Source organism: Paenirhizobium daejeonense, assembly GCF_014280875.1.
Classification (GTDB): Bacteria; Pseudomonadota; Alphaproteobacteria; order Rhizobiales; family Rhizobiaceae; genus Allorhizobium; species Allorhizobium daejeonense.
Window position 1 is genome coordinate 258,593 of sequence record NZ_JACLAL010000004.1, and the last position, 16,409, is coordinate 275,001.

Genomic DNA, 16,409 nt, shown 5'->3' on the forward strand with positions numbered 1-16,409 from the left:
AACGACAAAAGGCCGGGCGAATGTCCGGCCTTTTTCATATGCATGCTGGGAAGAAGCTTACTGGGTGACGGCGATGGCGCCGGTGCTGCAGGGATCGACGCCATAGGCGGGAGCGCAGTTGCCCTTACGGGCTGCGACAGTCGAAGGTGCCACGAAAGATCCGGCGAGGATCACCAGTGCCGCACACGCAAAAAACAGTGCGATAGACTTACCCATGAAGAGGCCTCTTGAGAATGATGCTGTGAATCGTCGCCGGCAGCAGCGCGAGGCGCGAACGGGTCGAGTGTTTACGCATTGCCGACACTCTCAGCAATAGAATATCTTGCTGAATTCCCCGTTAACGCAGCTATTTCTCAGCTGCGTCTTTTGTGCAACGCTGGGACGACCGAAAATGCCTTCGGCTGCCCTCAGGCAGCCTTTCCGGCACCGTTGAACTGGCCATGGGGACGGTAGCGCACGAGGTAGGTTGGCAGGATCGAGGCGAGCGCCACGGGATTGATTCCCATGCCCTCGAGAGTGCGTCCCTCGGCCTTGGCGGCGTCGGAAACCACATTGTCCACCTTCAGGAGCTTGACCTGGTCGCTGGTGAGCGCCGGTTTGACGAATGGGATCGAGGACGAGATGGAGCCGATCAGCGAGGCGATGGCAAAGGGCATCGGGACGAACGGACGCTTGCGGTTGATGACCTCGAGGATCGTCTCGAGACACTGGCGGAAGGTCAGTACCTCCTTGCCGCCGAGCTCATAGATCTTGCCACGGGCAAGCTTGCCATCCACCGACCGGGCGATTGCCTCGGCGACGTCCTCGACATGAACAGGCTGGAACCGGGTCTTGCCGCCGCCGATGAGAGGCAGGAAGGGCAGGTTCTGGGCCATGCCGGCAAACTTGTTGAAGAAGCCGTCTTCCTGTCCGAAGATGATCGACGGACGCATGATGACGGCATCCGGCATGATTGAAAAGATCGCAGCTTCGGCCTTGCCCTTGGTGGACGCGTAAGTCGAGGACGACTTGGCATCGGCACCGATGGCTGAAACATGGGTAAGCTTGGCTCCGGCGGCGCGTGCGGCCTCGGCAACGGCGCGGGCTCCGAAATCCTGTACAGCGTCGAAACTGTTGCGGCCACTTTCAAACAGGATGCCGACGCAGTTCACGACATGATCTGCGCCCTGCACGGCGGCATCGATGGATGCGCGGTAACGCAGGTTCGCCTGGCTGAACGAAATCTGTCCGACATTGCCGAGCGGCTGCAGATGAAAGGCGAGGTCCGGCCGGCGCACAGCGACCCGGATGCGGTAGCCGCGACGAGCCAGCGCCCTCACGACATGCCTCCCCACGAAGCCCGATCCCCCAAACACGGTGACGAGCGGCGGCAGGTTGGACAGGGTCATGATGGGCTCCATGAAAAGGCTGGTGCGGAATGCGCTTTGGTCTTTTCGTCTCTTAGCCGAATCCCTTTGTCAGCGAAAGAGCCATCCTCCGCCATTGCATGCTTCCGATGGTCTCATGCGCCTTCGACGACGACCATCTCCGCATCGGCCACTTCCTGCCGGATCTTGGCGGCGATCTGGTATTCAGGCGAGTTGTAGCAATCGACCGCAGCCTGATGGGACGGAAACTCGATGACGACGTTGCGACCGCGCGCCTTGCCCTCGAGTTCCGTAAATGCACCGCCTCGCGCGAGGAACTTCGCGCCGTATTTCTCGAAGGCGGGTTTTGCGGCTGCCACATAATCCTTGTAGCGCTCGGGATCTCGGACATCGACACGGGCGATCCAGTAACCTTTGGGCATGTTCTCTCTCCCTGCTTGCGCTTTCAGCGCGGATGACTTTGTGGACCTTCCCGGCTTTTGATTCCGCCAACTGCGCCCTCAGGCGAGCGCTGCGTCCATTTCGGCAAGGATTGCGCGGGCGGCTCCCTTCGGATCGGCAGCCTTCACGATTGGCCGGGCGACGACGAGGTGGCTGGAGCCCGCCTTCAGCGCATCGGCGGGCGTCATCACCCGCTTCTGGTCGCCCTTGTCGGCGCCGGCCGGCCGGATGCCGGGGGTTACAAGTGCCATGTCGGGACCGATGATCTTGCGTACGGCGGAGGCTTCTTCTGCAGAGCAGACGATACCGCCCATGCCAGCCATGCGCGCCTGTTCGGCACGTTTGAGGACCAGCGTATGAGGGTCGTATTCGTAGCCGGCGTCGATCAGGTCCTGCTCGTCCATGGAGGTGAGCACGGTTACGCCGAGCAGGCAAAGGCCGGAGCCCCTGGCCGCTTCGACCGCCGCCCGCATCGCTTTCGGATAGGCGTGCAGCGTCAGCATGGACATGCCCATCTTCGCGATGTTCTCGACACCGGAGGCAACCGTGTTGTCGATATCGAGCAGCTTCATGTCGAGGAAGATCTTCTTGCCGCTGGCAGCAAGATCGCGGGCGAATTCGAGACCACCGGCGAAGGCGAGCTGATAGCCGATCTTGTAGAAGAGAATGTCGTCCGCCAGCTTGTCGACGATGGTTTCGGCTTCGCGCAGTGTCGGCACGTCCAGTCCGACGATCAGGCGTTCACGTGCGGTCAACGGTCCACTCCTCCTGCCAGGTTTCCATGGGCGTCCAGTCGCATGTGATGCGCCGATCCGCAAGGGAGAACGCGAAAAGATTGCCGCCGCCACCAGGCTGGTCTTTGCCGCGCGCGATAGGAAGGCCGGCAAGATGGCATTTCAACAGTGTTCCGACGCCGCCATGGCCGACAAAGGCAATCGGAGCGGCAGGATCATGACCGGCAAGCGCTGTCTCCACGGCATCGACGATCCGCCGTTGCGCATCCGCCGCCTTTTCCCAGCCGTGGAAGCTTTCGGTCGGATGGGCGAAGAACCAGTCGGCCGCCTTCTCGAATTCCGGCGGTGGCAGGAAACCGGTGGCGGACCGGTCGTTTTCATGCATGACATCGATGGTTTCGTAGCCGATGCCGGCGGCTTTCGCGAGGATCGCCGCCGTCTCCATGGCCTTGACCTCGGCGCTGGAGACGATGCGTTTCAATCGACTGACCCAGGAACGGGCAGCGGCAGTACGCGCTCTCTCGGTACCTATTTCCGACAATCCCCATTGGGGAACAGGCACCCCGGGATCGATCTTCACCTGCGGGTGCGTGATATAAAGTGCGAACATTGTCGACTATGCCCGGCGATAGACCCAGAGCTGCGCCGGTGGAATGTTGCGGACGATGAAGTCGTAGTGCTGGATATGGTAGCTGTGTGGACGGGCGATGATCGGTGAGACCGGGCCATAGGAGATCTGCATGACGGGCCGCCCCGCCGGGATCCGGTCGAGCAGGTCTTCGAGCATGCTGATGCGCGCTTCCATCGGGAAATTGAGAAGCGGAACCGCCGAGACGACGGAATCGAACTTCTGTTCCGACAACGCGCCGAGCGTCTTGCCGAGATTGAAGGCATCGCCATGAACGAAGCGGACCTTGGGGTAGGTCCGCGTCAGATGGTGATAGAAGTCTTCAGAATACTCGACGGAAACGATGTCCTCGGGCTTTACGCCCCGAGCGAGGATCGCCTTGGTGATGACGCCCGTACCCGGCCCGAGTTCCAGCACCGGCAAGCCGGAATGGGCGGTATCGACGACGCTGGCCATGCGGCGTGCGGTGATCGACGAGGTGGGTGCGATGGCTCCGACCGTCTTCGGCCCCTGCATCATACCCTTGAAGAAACGGATTTCATCGTCGAATTTCTTTTCGAACCGCTCTTTCAAGCGCAATGCCATTGCCACGCCTCCATGCCATCCTCGTTGCGGCTCATCCGCATTGGCGAATGTCGGAGCAATATGTCGCAAAAACAAGGCGTATTGGCGCGGACGGAAAAAAATCCAAAGAAATAGTTACCGTCACACACGCATAGGCATCAGCACATAGAGCGCATCATCACCTGCGGTGTCGCGAATGAGCGTGGGCGAGCCTGCATCGGCGAGCAGGAATATCGCATCGTCGCCGGAAAGCTGGGCGGTGATGTCCAGCAGGTACTTGGCGTTGAAACCGATTTCCATTGCATCATTCTCGTATCCTACGGCGACTTCTTCCGTAGCGCTGCCGGAATCGGGGTTATTGACTGTCAGCAGCAGCTGGCCATCGGAAAGGGCGAGCTTGACGGCGCGGCCGCGCTCCGAGGAAATCGTTGAGACGCGGTCGACGGCTTGGGCGAAGGTCTGGCAATCGACGCGCATTTCCTTGTCGTTTGCCGTCGGGATGACGCGCTGGTAGTCAGGAAAGGTGCCGTCGATCAGCTTCGAAGTCATGACGATCGATCCGATCGTCAGACGGATCTTGGCGTCTGACACTTCGAGCGTGACGATAAGTTCCGGGTTGTCGACCAGCTTCTGCAGCTCGCCGACGGTCTTGCGCGGAATGATGATGCCCGGCATGCCTTCCGAACCCGAGGGAGCCTCGACGTCGGCGCGGGCCAGCCGGTGGCCATCGGTTGCAACCGCGCGCAGCTTCAGCGCACCGCCGGCCTCTATGGTGTGGAGAAAAATGCCGTTCAGATAGTACCGCGTCTCTTCCGTCGAAATCGCGAACTGTGTCCGGTCGATCAGCATCTTCAGGTCGGTCGCCTTGAGCTTGAAGGCGTGGGTGAAGTTGCCGGCCGTGAGATCGGGGAAATCGGCTTCCGAAAGGCACTGGAGCGAGAACTTGGAGCGACCCGAAGCAACCGTCATCGACGCACCGTCCGGAGTGGTGGCAAGCAGAACTTCTGCGCCATCCGGCAGCTTGCGGACGATTTCATAGAGTAGATGCGCCGGAACCGTCGTCGCGCCGGCCTGTTCGACCATGGCCGGAGTTGCTTCGGTGATTTCCAGATCGAGGTCGGTCGCCTTCATGGCAAGGCTTGCACCTTCGGCGCGCAGCAGCACGTTCGACAGGATCGGGATCGTGTTGCGACGTTCGACCACGCGATGCACATGGTTCAGCGATTTGAGAAGGTTGGACCGTTCAAGAGTAATACGCATGACGCTACCGCTTTCGACCTGTCGCGGCCTTGGGCGGGCCGCAATGCTCTTCCCGGCAGCAGGTTGCGGCCGGATGATGTGGACGGGCAAAATGGCAGCAATTGCGCATGGATTGCAAGAGGGACGGTGTCCACCTTGCGTCGATTCGATACGATCAACGTTAATCCACAGAGCAAAGGATTGCCTTGCCCCCTGGCGGAGGTGGAGTGATAAAGGGAGATCGATGTGCAGGCGTGAATGGAAAGCAAAGTGACGGGCGACAGGAACGACGAAAACGGCGGCGAACGGACCTATCGGGTTAACGATACCCGTGTCGCGGCCCGGCCACTTCAGCCGGCGCTTTATCTGGTCGCGACCCCGATCGGCAATCTCGGCGATATCACGCTGAGGGCGCTGGAAACGCTGGCCGGTGCCGACGTTCTCGCCTGCGAGGATACCCGCGTCACCCGTGTGCTTCTCGACCGCTATGGCGTCCAGAACCGTCCCTTCGCCTATCACGAACACAATGCCACGGAGGCCGGGCCCCGGCTGATTGCGGCACTCGAAGCGGGCAAGTCTGTCGCGCTGGTTTCGGATGCGGGCACTCCGCTTGTCTCCGATCCTGGTTACCGCCTCGGGCAACTGGCGATCGAGGCCGGCCACCGCGTGGTGCCGATCCCCGGCGCTTCCGCCCCGCTCGCGGCGCTGGTCGGCTCCGGCCTGCCGAACGACGCCTTCCTGTTTGCGGGTTTCCTGCCCACCAAGGACAAGGCGCGGCGCGACAGACTGGCGGAACTGGCCGACGTGCCGGCGACCTTGATCTTCTTCGAGAGCCCGCATCGCATCGGCGATACGCTTGCCGCGGCTGCTGATGTGTTCGGTTCGGAGCGCCCGGCCTCCGTCTGCCGGGAGCTGACAAAGACCTTCGAGGAGTTCCGGCGTGGAACGCTCGGCGAGCTTGCCACTGCCTATGCCGACCAGACGGTAAAGGGCGAGGTGGTTCTGGTCGTCGGCCCGCCGCTGGAAAAGGCCGCACCGGATGCGAGTGAGGTGGACGGCCTCCTTCTCGAACTCGCGAGCAATCTGCCGACCGCAAAGGCTGCGACCGAGGCATCGAAGATCACCGGCCTTCCCCGCAAGGAACTCTATCAGCGCCTGCTCGATCTCAAGGGCGCTGCATGAACGATATGAGGCCGGAGGAGAGGCGGAAAGTGCGCCCCGCTCCGGATCGCGGACGGGTGAAGGCCGAACGACGCGGCCGGTTCTCCGAATATGTCGCGGCCCTCTATCTCCTGCTGAAGGGATACCGCATCGTCGCCATGCGTTACCGTAGCCGGGGCGGAGAGGTCGATATCATCGCACGCAGGGGAGCGGTGATTGCGCTGGTGGAGGTCAAGGCCCGAGGCTCCGCCGGAACGGCCGTCGATGCGGTCGGCTTTTCCTCGCAACAACGCATCCGGTCCGCGGGCGATCACTGGCTATCGCGCCAGCGAGATGCGGCTGCCCTCTCGGTGCGATGTGACATCGTCGCCATCGTTCCCGGTCGCTGGCCGAAGCATTTCATGGACGCTTTCTGACTACCTGATGCATCCGCGACAAGAGAATGGGGATTGTCATTTCTCTGTCACGTAACTTTCAAGGGCGCGTCACAGAAGCCGAATAATGCAGTCCTCACCCCAACACTGGCGGAGAGGATTTATCCATGTTCAAAAAGCTTTCACTGGCAGCGCTGGCCCTGTCCATGACCGCAAGCACCTCGCTTGCCGCGACCAACATCACCTGGTGGCATGGCATGGGCGGCCGCAACGGCGAAGTCATCAATGAAGTTGCCCAGAAGTTCAACGAAGCCCAGAGCGAATGCGCGCTGACGCCGGTTTCCAAGGGCTCCTATGAGGAAGCCTTGTCTGCCGGCATCGCGGCCTTCCGTTCCGGCGAACAGCCGAACATCCTGCAGGTCTTTGACGCAGGCGCCGCCACCATCATCAACGCCAAGGGCGCCGTCATTCCGGCTGAAGACCTGATCAAACAGGCCGGCTACGACTTCAACCGCGAAGACTTCATCGAAGGCGTTCGCTACTTCTACGCCGATTCCGATGGCAAGTTCGTCGGCATGCCGTTCAACTCTTCGGCTCCGATCATGTACATGAACACCGACGCCCTGAAGAAGGCCGGTGTCGAAGCTCCGAAGACCTGGGAAGAGTTCGAAGCCATCGCTCCGAAGCTCAAGGAAGCCGGTTACATCCCGCTCGTCCAGACCCAGCTCACCTGGGAATTCACCGAGAACTTCTTCTCGCGCCATAACCTGCAGTTCGCTTCGAACAACAATGGTTACGACAGCGTCGTCGACACGACAATCAACGTAACCGACCCGAACCACGTGATGATGTATGAAAAGCTGAAGGCCTGGTACGACCAGGGCCTGTTCGGCTACTACGGCGCTGGCTGGAACGACAACCAGAAGCCCTTCGAAGAAGGCAAGGTTGCCCTCTGGATTGGTTCCTCCGGTTCGTTCGGCGGCCTGCAGAAAACCGCGACCATGCCCTTCTCGGCAACTTTCCTGCCCTACTGGAAGTCGATCATTCCGGAAGGCGTTCACACCTTCATCGGCGGCGCTTCGCTGTTCGCCATGGCCGGCAAGCCGGAAGCCGAAAACAAATGCGTAGCCTCCTTTTTCCACTTCCTGACCTCGCCTGAGATCCAGAAGTTCTACCACCAGTCGACCGGCTACGTCGCCATCACCAAGGCAGCTTACGAGCTGGCCAAGAAGGAAGGCTACTACAACGAGAAGCCGGCCGCCGAAGTCGGTATCCAGCAGCTCTCGCTGCCGGGCGCCGAGTGGGACAAGGGCTATCGCCTGGGCTTCTACCCGCAGATCCGCACCGTGATGGAACGCGAATACAACCGCATCTTCTCCGGCGAAACCACGCCGAAGGACGCGATGAAAACCATCAAGAAGGAAGCCGACGAACTGCTCGCCCGCTTCGCCAAGACGGCCGGCTGATTTCCGGAACCTGATGTGATGAGCTCCCGGGGGCCTTCGCCCCCGGGGTTTGCTTTGAAAGGCACCCGATGAAGCGCGTCCAGTTTTCCTCGCGATTTCTTCCCTATCTGTTCCTGCTGCCGCAGTTTGCGATCATTGTGATCTTTTTCTACTGGCCGTCGGCGCAGGCAATCCATTCCTCGTTCTTCATCGAGGACCCGTTCGGCTTCGGCGCAAGCTTCGTCGGGTTCAGCAATTACACCGACGCGCTCAACTCGTCGGAATATCTGAAGGTTGCCCGTTTCACGATCGCCTACAGCCTGATCGTCACCTTCCTCACGCTGTCGCTTGGCCTGTTGCTGGCGCTGAAGGCCGATGCCGTCATCCGCGGCCAATCGGCTTATCGGACGCTGTTGATCGTCGTCTATGCCATCGCCCCGCCGGTGGCCGGCCTGATCGGCATGATGTTCTTCGACCAGCACATCGGCCCCTTCGTGAAATTCGTCTCGCTTTTCGGCTGGCATATGAAAGTCGGGATCAACTACTTCGACACCGCTTTCGCCATGGTGGCCGTCGCGGTTTGGAACCAGATCCCCTATAACTTCATCTTTTTCCTCTCGGGCCTGCAGGGCATTCCGGCGTCCATCCGGGAAGCCGCGGCGATCGATTGCAAGTCGGGAACGCGGCGCTTCTGGACGGTCATCCTGCCGCTCCTGACCCCGACGGCCTTCTTCCTGCTGATCATCAACATGACCTATTCGCTGTTCGACACTTTCGGCGTCATCGACGTCATCGTGAAAGACAAGGCGGCCAACAACCCGATCACCCTCGTCTACAAGGTCTATCTCGATGGCTTCCGTGGCAACGACCTCGGTGCGTCCTCGGCCCAGTCGGTGATCCTGATGGTGGTGGTTCTTGTGCTGACGCTGATCCAGTTCCGCTTCATCGAACGCCGCGTTCACTACGGTTGAGGAGAGGCGCATGTACAGAACCAAGTTCTTCGACCACCTGATCCTGATCGCCGGCGTCGTCCTGATGCTCGGGCCGCTGGTGGTCGCCTTCACCACCTCCACGCACAGCGCTGCGGAAATCCATTCCAAGGGTCTGATGCTGTCGATAGGCGACCAGTTCGACGAGACCTATAGCAGGGTCCTGTTCCATGGCGGCGGCTTCACCGGTAAGGTGACTGGCCTGACGATGGCCTGGAATTCTCTGATCCTTGGCGTCGGCTTTGCCGTCGGCAAGATCGTGCTGTCGATGATGGCGGCCTATGCCATCGTCTATTTCCGCTTCCGGTTCGCGACACTTGCCTTCTGGCTGATCTTCACCACGCTCCTGCTGCCGCTCGAGGTGCGCATCATGCCGTCCTATCAGGTGATGAGCCAGCTCGGGCTCCTCAATACCCATACCGGCCTGATCCTACCGCTTCTGGCGTCGGCAACCGGCACTTTCTTCTTCCGGCAGTTCTTCAAGTCGGTGCCGGACGAGTTGTTGGAGGCCGCGCGCATCGACGGCGCGGGGCCGATCAAGTTCTTCTTCGACGTGCTGGTGCCGTTGTCGCGCACCATGATCGCGGCGGTCTTCATCATCATGTTCGTCTATGGCTGGAACCAGTATCTCTGGCCTCTGCTGATGACGACGGATGAAAGCTTCTACACCCTGATGCGCGGCATCAAGCAGATCCTTCAGGTCTGGGTCGGCTCGCAGATCCCCGATTACAACGAGGCTTTCGCCATGGCCGTGCTCGCCATGCTGCCGCCCGTCATCGTCGTGGTGATCTTCCAGAGCTGGTTCATCAAGGGCCTGACGGAAACCGACAAGTAGGAAAGGTTGAGCCCATGGCTTCCATTCAAATCGACCAGGTCTCGAAGATCTATGACGGCGGCGTCCGGGCCGTCAAAAGCATCGATATCGACATCGCCGACGGTGAGTTCATCGTGCTCGTCGGCCCCTCAGGCTGCGGCAAGTCAACGCTGCTGCGCATGGTTGCCGGGCTGGAAACCATCTCGGAGGGCACCGTCAGCATCGACGACCGTATCGTCAACCAGATCGAACCCGCCGACCGCGATATTGCGATGGTGTTCCAGAACTATGCCCTCTATCCGCACATGACGGTCTACGACAACCTCGCCTACGGCCTGAAGAACCGCAAGACGCCGAAGGCGGAGATCGAGACGCGTGTGGCGGAAGCCGCCCGCATGCTGGAGATCGAACCTTATCTGAAGCGCAAGCCGCGCGCGCTTTCAGGCGGCCAGCGCCAGCGCGTCGCCATGGGCCGCGCCATCGTGCGAAAGCCCGCGGTCTTCCTGTTCGACGAACCGCTTTCCAACCTCGACGCCAAGCTGCGTGTCACCATGCGCGGCGAGATCCGCAAGCTGCAGCGCCGCCTCGGCACCACCGCGATCTACGTGACGCATGACCAGCTCGAGGCCATGACGCTTGCCGACCGGCTGGTGGTGTTGAACGGCGGCGCCATCGAGCAGATCGGCACGCCGCTCGAAGTCTATCATCGCCCGGCCTCCACCTTCGTCGCGAGCTTCATCGGTTCTCCCGCCATGAACCTCGTTCAGGCGGTGGTGGAAGGCGGCAGGCTGTCCATCGGTGACGCGATGGTCGATTTCGGAAACGATCTTCCTGTCAGTGGCGGCGTCACCGTGGGCGTCCGGGCGGAGGACCTGCTGCCTGCGATCGGAGCCGAACCATCGCTGCCGTTCAAGGTCGATTACGTCGAGGAACTCGGCGCCCATCGTCTCGTCCATGGTCATGTCGGAGGTCAGGTGGTGACGGCCGTGATTGCGTTGGGCACGGAAATCCCGACGGATATGCGCCTGACGGTCTCGCCGCAGCGCCTGCATTTCTTCGATCGGGAAAGCGGTCGGCGGATCGCCACATCTTCAGCCGCAGGGTTGCTTACAGGTGTCGCAAATCCGCTGATCGAGGTTTCGCCCGCCTGAACTTCCTGCCTGATTGCTCGTGCCGTGCCGGCCCTGCAAATCAACGCCGTTTAGCGGGATCGTTACAATTCTAGCGATCCCGCAAACGGTAATATAACCGCTTTCTGGTAGCGTTCCCCCAATCGCACAATCGATATGGGAACATAAATGCCTTTGAAGCTTCTGATTGCCAGTATGGCCGGCGTGCTGATGACAATGCCCCGGCCGGTCCGCGCCAGCGAAATGCCGCCGGTGGTTTCGGCCCATAGCGGCCATCTCGCGCTGAAGCCCGCACCGATCAATCCCGAATGGATCATTCGTGGAACGCCGGTCGCTCGCGTCGGCGACCATTCCACAAGCACCGATGAAGCAAGCTCGACGGCCGTATGGGATTGCACGGCGGGCGAATTCCGCTGGTATTTCGGCTGGGACGAGACCGTGGTGATCCAGGAAGGCGAAGTGCATGTGACTGCCGCGGACGGAACGGAGCGCACCCTGCGCGCCGGCGATATCGCCTATTTCCGCGGTGGCACTTGGGCGACCTGGCGCGTCGACGACTATGTCCGAAAGGTTGCCTTCCTGCGCAAGCCGTTCCCCGAGCCGCTGGCGACGCTCTATCGCATCCGCAACGCCTTGCGTTCTCCGACGGCCACGAGCGTGCTCGGCTGATCCGCCGATCAGCAAAATTGAAGTCGGCAGGACGTTGCCTTTAGTCCCGAGGCGGCCTAAATCTCCAAGGCTTTCAACAGGGGCAGGGTCATGGCGAAGATTACCAATGTCGCGGTCCAGATGGACCACGTCTCCACCATCAATATCGCGGGCGATTCCACCTTCGCGATGAGCCTGGAGGCACAGGCCCGCGGCTACCGGCTGTTTCACTACACGCCGAACCAGCTCAGCATGCGCGACGGTCGCATCCTCGCGACCGTCCAGCCCATGCAGCTGCGCGATGTAAAGGGCGATCATTTCAGCCTCGGCGATGCCGAGCAGGTCGATCTCTCGACCATGGATGTGGTGCTGCTCCGTCAGGACCCGCCCTTCGACATGGCCTACATCACCTCGACCCATCTGCTCGAGCGCATTCATCCGAAGACGCTGGTCGTGAACGATCCGGCCTGGGTGCGCAATTCGCCGGAGAAGATCTTCGTCACCGAATTTGCCGACCTGATGCCGAAGACCCTGATTACCCGCGATGCGGCGGAGATCGCCCGTTTCCGCGAAGAGATAGGCGACATCATCCTGAAGCCTCTCTACGGCAATGGCGGCGCCGGCGTCTTCCATTCCTCCCGCGACGACCGCAATTTCTCGTCGCTGATCGAGATGTTCCACCAGATGTTCCGCGAGCCCTTCATCGCCCAGGCCTATCTGCCGGCGGTGCGCAAGGGCGACAAGCGCATCATCCTGATCGACGGCGAGCCCGTCGGCGCCATCAACAGGGTGCCGGCCGAGCATGACAGCCGCTCGAACATGCATGTCGGCGGTCGCGCCGAGGCGACGGAACTCACTGCGCGCGAAAGGGAAATCTGCGCCCGCATCGGCCCCGCGCTGAGGGAGCGTGGCTTTCTGCTGGTCGGCATCGACGTCATCGGCGATTACATGACCGAGATCAATGTCACCTCTCCGACCGGTATTCGCGAAGTGAAGAAATTCGGCGGCGCGGACATCGCAGCGCTCCTCTGGGACGCCATCGAAAAGAAGCGCGCCTGACCGCCCTCCGGATCGCAGCTGTCTGCGGTCCGGTTTTGTTCACTAAATACAACCTGCAACAACCTGCCTCCGACTTTGACGGGAATTTGTTCCGTTAATGTTCTTGTTTTCGTGTTGCGATCGTGCAAGATTGCAATCGGCAACCCGCGCAAGATGTAGTTGCGTGCGGATGACCGGCTTAGGGGGCGAGCAGGGGAACGGGCAATGGTGGCGCGTGTCAGTACGGTTGCATTTCAGGGCATAGAGGGCGTTCCGGTCGATGTTCAGGTGATGGTCGCGCCGGGCAAGATCGGCATGCAGATCGTCGGCCTGCCGGACAAGGCTGTGGCCGAAAGCCGGGAACGGGTGCAGGCGGCGCTTCATGCCTCGGGGCTGGCACTGCCACCCAAGCGCGTAACGGTCAATCTCGCCCCCGCCGATCTTCCGAAGGAAGGCTCGCATTTCGACCTGCCGATCGCACTTGGCTTGATGGCCGCACTCGGCGCCATACCCGCCGAAGCACTTTCGGGTTTCGTTGTGATTGGTGAACTCAATCTCGATGGCACGATCGCGGCCGTTGCTGGCGCTCTTCCGGCGGCAATCGGCGCGAATGCCATGGGCAAGGGCCTCATCTGCCCGGCCGAAAGCGGCGCGGAAGCGGCGTGGGCTGGCTCGGAGATCGATATTCTTGCGCCCCGTAGCCTGATTGCGCTTGCCAATCATTTTCGTGGCACGCAGGTCCTGTCGAGGCCTGAGCCGGCGATCCGAGCGCCTGCCGCCAATCTGCCTGACCTCGCCGACATAAAGGGACAGGAGAGCGCCAAGCGGGCGCTGGAGGTCGCTGCCGCCGGCGGCCATAATCTGTTGATGGTCGGGCCTCCCGGTTCCGGCAAATCGATGCTGGCGGCCCGCCTGCCATCCATTCTGCCGCCGCTTTCCGCGGCCGAGCTGCTGGATGTTTCCATGGTGCATTCGGTTGCCGGCCAGCTCTCGGGCGGTAAGCTTTCGGACCGGCGGCCGTTCCGCACGCCGCACCATTCCGCCACCATGGCAGCCCTTGTCGGTGGCGGTCTGCGCGCACGGCCGGGCGAAGCCTCGCTTGCCCATCACGGGGTGCTTTTCCTCGACGAGTTCCCGGAGTTTTCACCGCAGGTGCTGGATGCGCTGCGCCAGCCTTTGGAAACCGGCGAATGCATCATCGCCCGGGCTAATCACCGGGTCGCCTATCCCGCCGACTTCCAGCTCGTGGCGGCGATGAACCCCTGCCGCTGCGGCATGGCTGGTGAACCCGGGCATACCTGTGCCCGCGGTCCGCGTTGCCTCACCGATTATCAGGGCAGGATTTCCGGGCCGCTGATGGACCGCATCGATATCCGCATCGATGTGCCGGCAGTCTCCGCCACCGATCTCATCAAGCCGATGGCTGCCGAGCGAAGCGAGGATGTTGCCCGTCGTGTTTTCGCGGCTCGCGAGCGCCAGCGGGAACGCTTTGCCGAGGCAGGTACACCGGGAGTGTCGACCAATGCCCGTTGTTCCACGGCGATGATCGAAAAACTCGCGGAATTGGATGCTGGAGGTACGCAGCTCCTGAGGGATGCCGCGGAGAAGTTCCGGTTCTCCGCCCGGGCCTATCATCGCGTGCTGAAGGTGGCGCGGACGCTCGCCGATCTCGATGGCTCGGCGGTGCTCGGGCGCATTCACCTTGCCGAGGCCATATCCTACCGTATCCCGTCGGAACGGTTGTCTGCCGCCGCGTGAATGCGTGGACGGAATGAAGGTCTAGCGGAAAGCGAAAGGGGCGCCGTCAAGCGCCCCTGATGCCGCTCAAGCCGGACGGGCTGTTATTCGCCGAGGCCGGCAAAGAGCGCCGTCGAAAGGTAGCGTTCGGCAAAGGACGGGATGATGACGACGATGGTTTTTCCGGCGTTTTCCTCGCGGCTGCCGACCTTGATCGCGGCGGAGAGTGCGGCCCCTGAGGAAATGCCGACCGGCACGCCCTCCAGGCGAGCTACGAGACGGGCGGTCTCGAAGGCTTCGTCGTTTGTGGAGGGCACGATCTCGTCATAGATTGTGGTATCGAGAACCTTCGGTGCGAAGCCCGCGCCGATGCCCTGGATCTTGTGCGGGCCGGGATTGCCGCCGGAGAGGACCGGGCTGTCGGCAGGTTCGACGGCGATGACCTTGACGGAAGGCTTCTTGGCCTTCAGCACCTGGCCGACGCCGGTAATCGTGCCGCCCGTGCCGATGCCGGCGACGAAGATGTCGACCTTGCCATCGGTGTCGTTCCAGATTTCCTCGGCAGTGGTCTTGCGGTGGATTTCCGGGTTGGCCGGGTTTTCGAACTGTTGCGGAATGATCGCGTCCGGCAACGTCGCGGCCAGCTCCTCGGCCTTGGCGATCGCGCCCTTCATGCCCTTCGGTCCCTCGGTCAGGACCAGTTCCGCGCCGAGCAGCGCCAGCATCTTGCGGCGCTCGATCGACATGGTTTCCGGCATGGTCAGGATCAGCTTGTAGCCCTTGGCGGCGGCGGCGAAGGCGAGCGCGATGCCGGTATTGCCGGACGTCGGCTCGATGAGGGTGGTCTTTCCGGGTGCGATCTTGCCCTGGGCCTCCAGGCTTTCGATCATGGCGACGCCGATACGGTCTTTCACCGAGGCGATCGGGTTGAAGAATTCGAGCTTGGCAAGAAGATTGGCCTTCACGCCCTTCTCCTTCGCGAGCTTGTCCAGACGCACGAGCGGCGTGTCGCCGATGGTCTCGGTGATCGAGTTGTAGACGCGGCCGCGGCCCGGCTTCTTGGCTTCAGACATGATATTGCTCCTTGGAAAAGCCTCTGATTGGAAATCACAATAGGAGCAAATAGTGCCCCCTGCCAGAAGCCTTAATCCGCTGGCGGGCAATAGTCTGGAAAAACGTTGCGACCTGGTGCCCTGGTAGCGAAGATCATTCCAGCCAGAGCAATTCCAGCAAAGGTGTGCGGCGGCGGCTTTGTGTCCGGAATTGCCAAGAACAACGAAGATAGGGCGTTACAGGCGATTCCGTCATCGCTCGAAATATTCTATGTACGGGCAGCGATATAGGCGGCGGTGCCGGCCAGAACGCTGGCCGCCGACCGATTCAGGGTCTTGAGGGCCGCAGGCTTCTTCAGCAGCGCCCGCGCCTGCGAGGCAAGCAGGATGTATGGCAGCAGCACCCCCATCAGTACGGCAAATGTCGTGCCGGCAAGAACGGTGTAATCCTGCCATCCGATCTGCTGGAGGGGAATGAGCGTGGGGACCAGCGCGACATAAAACAGCATGGTCTTCGGATTGCCGAGCGTCAGCAGGAAACCGGAGAGGAAGGACATGCCCGCATGCGTAGCGCACTGCACGTCGATCTTCTGCGGCAGGAGCCCGGCGGTCCAGAGCTTCCAAGCTATGTAGCAGAGATAGAGCGCGCCCAGATATTTGATGACGAGAAACGGCGTGGCGAAGGTTTGCGCCACCAGCGCGAGGCCGAGGACGACTGCGGTCAGGTAGCAGAGATCGCCGAGAATGAGACCGAGCCCCATGAAGAATGTCGGCCGGAAACCGGAACCTAGGGCGCGCGCGACGATTGCCGTCATGCCGGGGCCGGGAATGGCGGCCGCAATGAACAGCGCGCCGCCATAGGCGAGCAGGGTGGCAGGGGTCATGGTTTCCTCCTCGTACGATCCGAAGCGTGATGCAAGATCTTGAGCGGTTCGAAAGAGACCGCGACTTCGGCTGCCGGTATTGGCTCCGGGCATAGGTGAGGAGGTACCTCCATGCGCCCAAACTTGCAATGGTGACAGGATTGCGCTTGCGGCGGACATCGCGC

Annotated in this window: 18 protein-coding genes; 9 read left to right on the forward strand and 9 right to left on the reverse strand. The window is 61.4% G+C overall.

Features of this window, described 5'->3' with window-relative positions; genetic code table 11:
* Positions 1–57 precede the first annotated feature (57 nt).
* The 7 genes from H4I99_RS11070 to dnaN all read right to left on the reverse strand — a co-directional run bounded on the left by H4I99_RS11070 (position 58) and on the right by dnaN (position 4,994).
* Positions 58–216 (reverse strand): hypothetical protein, encoded by a 159-nt coding sequence (locus tag H4I99_RS11070; RefSeq protein ID WP_099056316.1) that lies wholly within the window; start codon positions 214–216, stop codon positions 58–60.
* 191 nt (positions 217–407) lie between these two features.
* On the reverse strand, positions 408–1,388 hold the full coding sequence (locus H4I99_RS11075; RefSeq protein ID WP_163902981.1) for a complex I NDUFA9 subunit family protein: 981 nt from the start codon (positions 1,386–1,388) through the stop codon (positions 408–410).
* 113 nt (positions 1,389–1,501) lie between these two features.
* The gene (locus H4I99_RS11080; RefSeq protein ID WP_163902983.1) at positions 1,502–1,789 is read right to left on the reverse strand and encodes a DUF1330 domain-containing protein; all 288 of its coding nucleotides are present in this window, start codon (positions 1,787–1,789) and stop codon (positions 1,502–1,504) included.
* Positions 1,790–1,867: 78 nt separating this feature from the next.
* The gene (gene pyrF / locus H4I99_RS11085; RefSeq protein WP_163902985.1) at positions 1,868–2,563 is read right to left on the reverse strand and encodes an orotidine-5'-phosphate decarboxylase; all 696 of its coding nucleotides are present in this window, start codon (positions 2,561–2,563) and stop codon (positions 1,868–1,870) included.
* On the reverse strand, positions 2,550–3,152 hold the full coding sequence (locus tag H4I99_RS11090; RefSeq protein ID WP_163902987.1) for a histidine phosphatase family protein: 603 nt from the start codon (positions 3,150–3,152) through the stop codon (positions 2,550–2,552). The genes pyrF and H4I99_RS11090 overlap by 14 nt, the downstream gene beginning before the upstream one ends.
* 6 nt (positions 3,153–3,158) lie before the next feature.
* Positions 3,159–3,755, reverse strand: a complete 597-nt coding sequence (pmtA, locus tag H4I99_RS11095; RefSeq protein WP_163902989.1) for a phospholipid N-methyltransferase PmtA — start codon at positions 3,753–3,755, stop codon at positions 3,159–3,161.
* A 120-nt stretch (positions 3,756–3,875) separates the two neighbouring features.
* Entirely contained in the window at positions 3,876–4,994 is a 1,119-nt protein-coding gene (gene dnaN, locus H4I99_RS11100) for a DNA polymerase III subunit beta (RefSeq protein WP_163902991.1), read from the reverse strand.
* 237 nt (positions 4,995–5,231) lie between these two features.
* Between dnaN and rsmI the strand changes: the two genes are divergently transcribed.
* The 9 genes from rsmI to H4I99_RS11145 all read left to right on the forward strand — a co-directional run bounded on the left by rsmI (position 5,232) and on the right by H4I99_RS11145 (position 14,330).
* The gene (rsmI, locus tag H4I99_RS11105; protein ID WP_163902993.1) at positions 5,232–6,155 is read left to right on the forward strand and encodes a 16S rRNA (cytidine(1402)-2'-O)-methyltransferase; all 924 of its coding nucleotides are present in this window, start codon (positions 5,232–5,234) and stop codon (positions 6,153–6,155) included.
* A gap of 5 nt (positions 6,156–6,160) precedes the next feature.
* The gene (locus H4I99_RS11110; protein WP_163906039.1) at positions 6,161–6,550 is read left to right on the forward strand and encodes a YraN family protein; all 390 of its coding nucleotides are present in this window, start codon (positions 6,161–6,163) and stop codon (positions 6,548–6,550) included.
* Positions 6,551–6,675: 125 nt separating this feature from the next.
* Entirely contained in the window at positions 6,676–7,974 is a 1,299-nt protein-coding gene (locus H4I99_RS11115; RefSeq protein WP_163902995.1) for an extracellular solute-binding protein, read from the forward strand.
* Between the two features lie 68 nt (positions 7,975–8,042).
* Positions 8,043–8,924: an ABC transporter permease subunit gene (locus H4I99_RS11120; RefSeq protein WP_163902997.1), complete on the forward strand. Its 882-nt coding sequence runs from the start codon at positions 8,043–8,045 to the stop codon at positions 8,922–8,924.
* 10 nt (positions 8,925–8,934) lie between these two features.
* Positions 8,935–9,777, forward strand: coding sequence for a sn-glycerol-3-phosphate ABC transporter permease UgpE (gene ugpE / locus H4I99_RS11125; RefSeq protein ID WP_163902999.1), 843 nt, complete (start codon positions 8,935–8,937; stop codon positions 9,775–9,777).
* Between the two features lie 14 nt (positions 9,778–9,791).
* Positions 9,792–10,907, forward strand: coding sequence for a sn-glycerol-3-phosphate import ATP-binding protein UgpC (locus H4I99_RS11130; protein WP_163903001.1), 1,116 nt, complete (start codon positions 9,792–9,794; stop codon positions 10,905–10,907).
* A 195-nt stretch (positions 10,908–11,102) separates the two neighbouring features.
* Positions 11,103–11,555, forward strand: a complete 453-nt coding sequence (locus H4I99_RS11135) for a cupin domain-containing protein (RefSeq protein ID WP_425314380.1) — start codon at positions 11,103–11,105, stop codon at positions 11,553–11,555.
* Between the two features lie 90 nt (positions 11,556–11,645).
* A complete protein-coding gene (gshB, locus tag H4I99_RS11140) occupies positions 11,646–12,593 on the forward strand; it encodes a glutathione synthase (RefSeq protein WP_163903005.1) in 948 nt (315 codons plus the stop codon).
* Positions 12,594–12,797: 204 nt separating this feature from the next.
* The gene (locus H4I99_RS11145) at positions 12,798–14,330 is read left to right on the forward strand and encodes a YifB family Mg chelatase-like AAA ATPase (protein ID WP_163903008.1); all 1,533 of its coding nucleotides are present in this window, start codon (positions 12,798–12,800) and stop codon (positions 14,328–14,330) included.
* Between the two features lie 83 nt (positions 14,331–14,413).
* On the opposite strand, the gene cysK is transcribed toward H4I99_RS11145, so the two are convergent.
* Both cysK and H4I99_RS11155 read right to left on the reverse strand, forming a co-directional pair.
* Positions 14,414–15,382, reverse strand: a complete 969-nt coding sequence (gene cysK, locus H4I99_RS11150) for a cysteine synthase A (RefSeq protein WP_163903010.1) — start codon at positions 15,380–15,382, stop codon at positions 14,414–14,416.
* A gap of 248 nt (positions 15,383–15,630) precedes the next feature.
* On the reverse strand, positions 15,631–16,245 hold the full coding sequence (locus H4I99_RS11155; protein WP_163903012.1) for a LysE family translocator: 615 nt from the start codon (positions 16,243–16,245) through the stop codon (positions 15,631–15,633).
* Positions 16,246–16,409: the final 164 nt, after the last annotated feature.

Coding starts and splice junctions, on each gene's coding strand:
- H4I99_RS11115 (WP_163902995.1), top strand. CDS start 6,676: ATGTTCAAAAAGCTTTCACTGGCAGCGCTGGCCCTGTCCATGACCGCA.
- ugpE (WP_163902999.1), top strand. CDS start 8,935: ATGTACAGAACCAAGTTCTTCGACCACCTGATCCTGATCGCCGGCGTC.
- H4I99_RS11155 (WP_163903012.1), bottom strand. CDS start 16,245: ATGACCCCTGCCACCCTGCTCGCCTATGGCGGCGCGCTGTTCATTGCG.
- H4I99_RS11145 (WP_163903008.1), top strand. CDS start 12,798: ATGGTGGCGCGTGTCAGTACGGTTGCATTTCAGGGCATAGAGGGCGTT.
- rsmI (WP_163902993.1), top strand. CDS start 5,232: ATGGAAAGCAAAGTGACGGGCGACAGGAACGACGAAAACGGCGGCGAA.
- gshB (WP_163903005.1), top strand. CDS start 11,646: ATGGCGAAGATTACCAATGTCGCGGTCCAGATGGACCACGTCTCCACC.
- H4I99_RS11090 (WP_163902987.1), bottom strand. CDS start 3,152: ATGTTCGCACTTTATATCACGCACCCGCAGGTGAAGATCGATCCCGGG.
- H4I99_RS11110 (WP_163906039.1), top strand. CDS start 6,161: ATGAGGCCGGAGGAGAGGCGGAAAGTGCGCCCCGCTCCGGATCGCGGA.
- H4I99_RS11080 (WP_163902983.1), bottom strand. CDS start 1,789: ATGCCCAAAGGTTACTGGATCGCCCGTGTCGATGTCCGAGATCCCGAG.
- H4I99_RS11130 (WP_163903001.1), top strand. CDS start 9,792: ATGGCTTCCATTCAAATCGACCAGGTCTCGAAGATCTATGACGGCGGC.
- H4I99_RS11135 (WP_425314380.1), top strand. CDS start 11,103: ATGCCCCGGCCGGTCCGCGCCAGCGAAATGCCGCCGGTGGTTTCGGCC.
- H4I99_RS11075 (WP_163902981.1), bottom strand. CDS start 1,388: ATGACCCTGTCCAACCTGCCGCCGCTCGTCACCGTGTTTGGGGGATCG.
- dnaN (WP_163902991.1), bottom strand. CDS start 4,994: ATGCGTATTACTCTTGAACGGTCCAACCTTCTCAAATCGCTGAACCAT.
- H4I99_RS11120 (WP_163902997.1), top strand. CDS start 8,043: ATGAAGCGCGTCCAGTTTTCCTCGCGATTTCTTCCCTATCTGTTCCTG.
- pmtA (WP_163902989.1), bottom strand. CDS start 3,755: ATGGCATTGCGCTTGAAAGAGCGGTTCGAAAAGAAATTCGACGATGAA.
- cysK (WP_163903010.1), bottom strand. CDS start 15,382: ATGTCTGAAGCCAAGAAGCCGGGCCGCGGCCGCGTCTACAACTCGATC.
- H4I99_RS11070 (WP_099056316.1), bottom strand. CDS start 216: ATGGGTAAGTCTATCGCACTGTTTTTTGCGTGTGCGGCACTGGTGATC.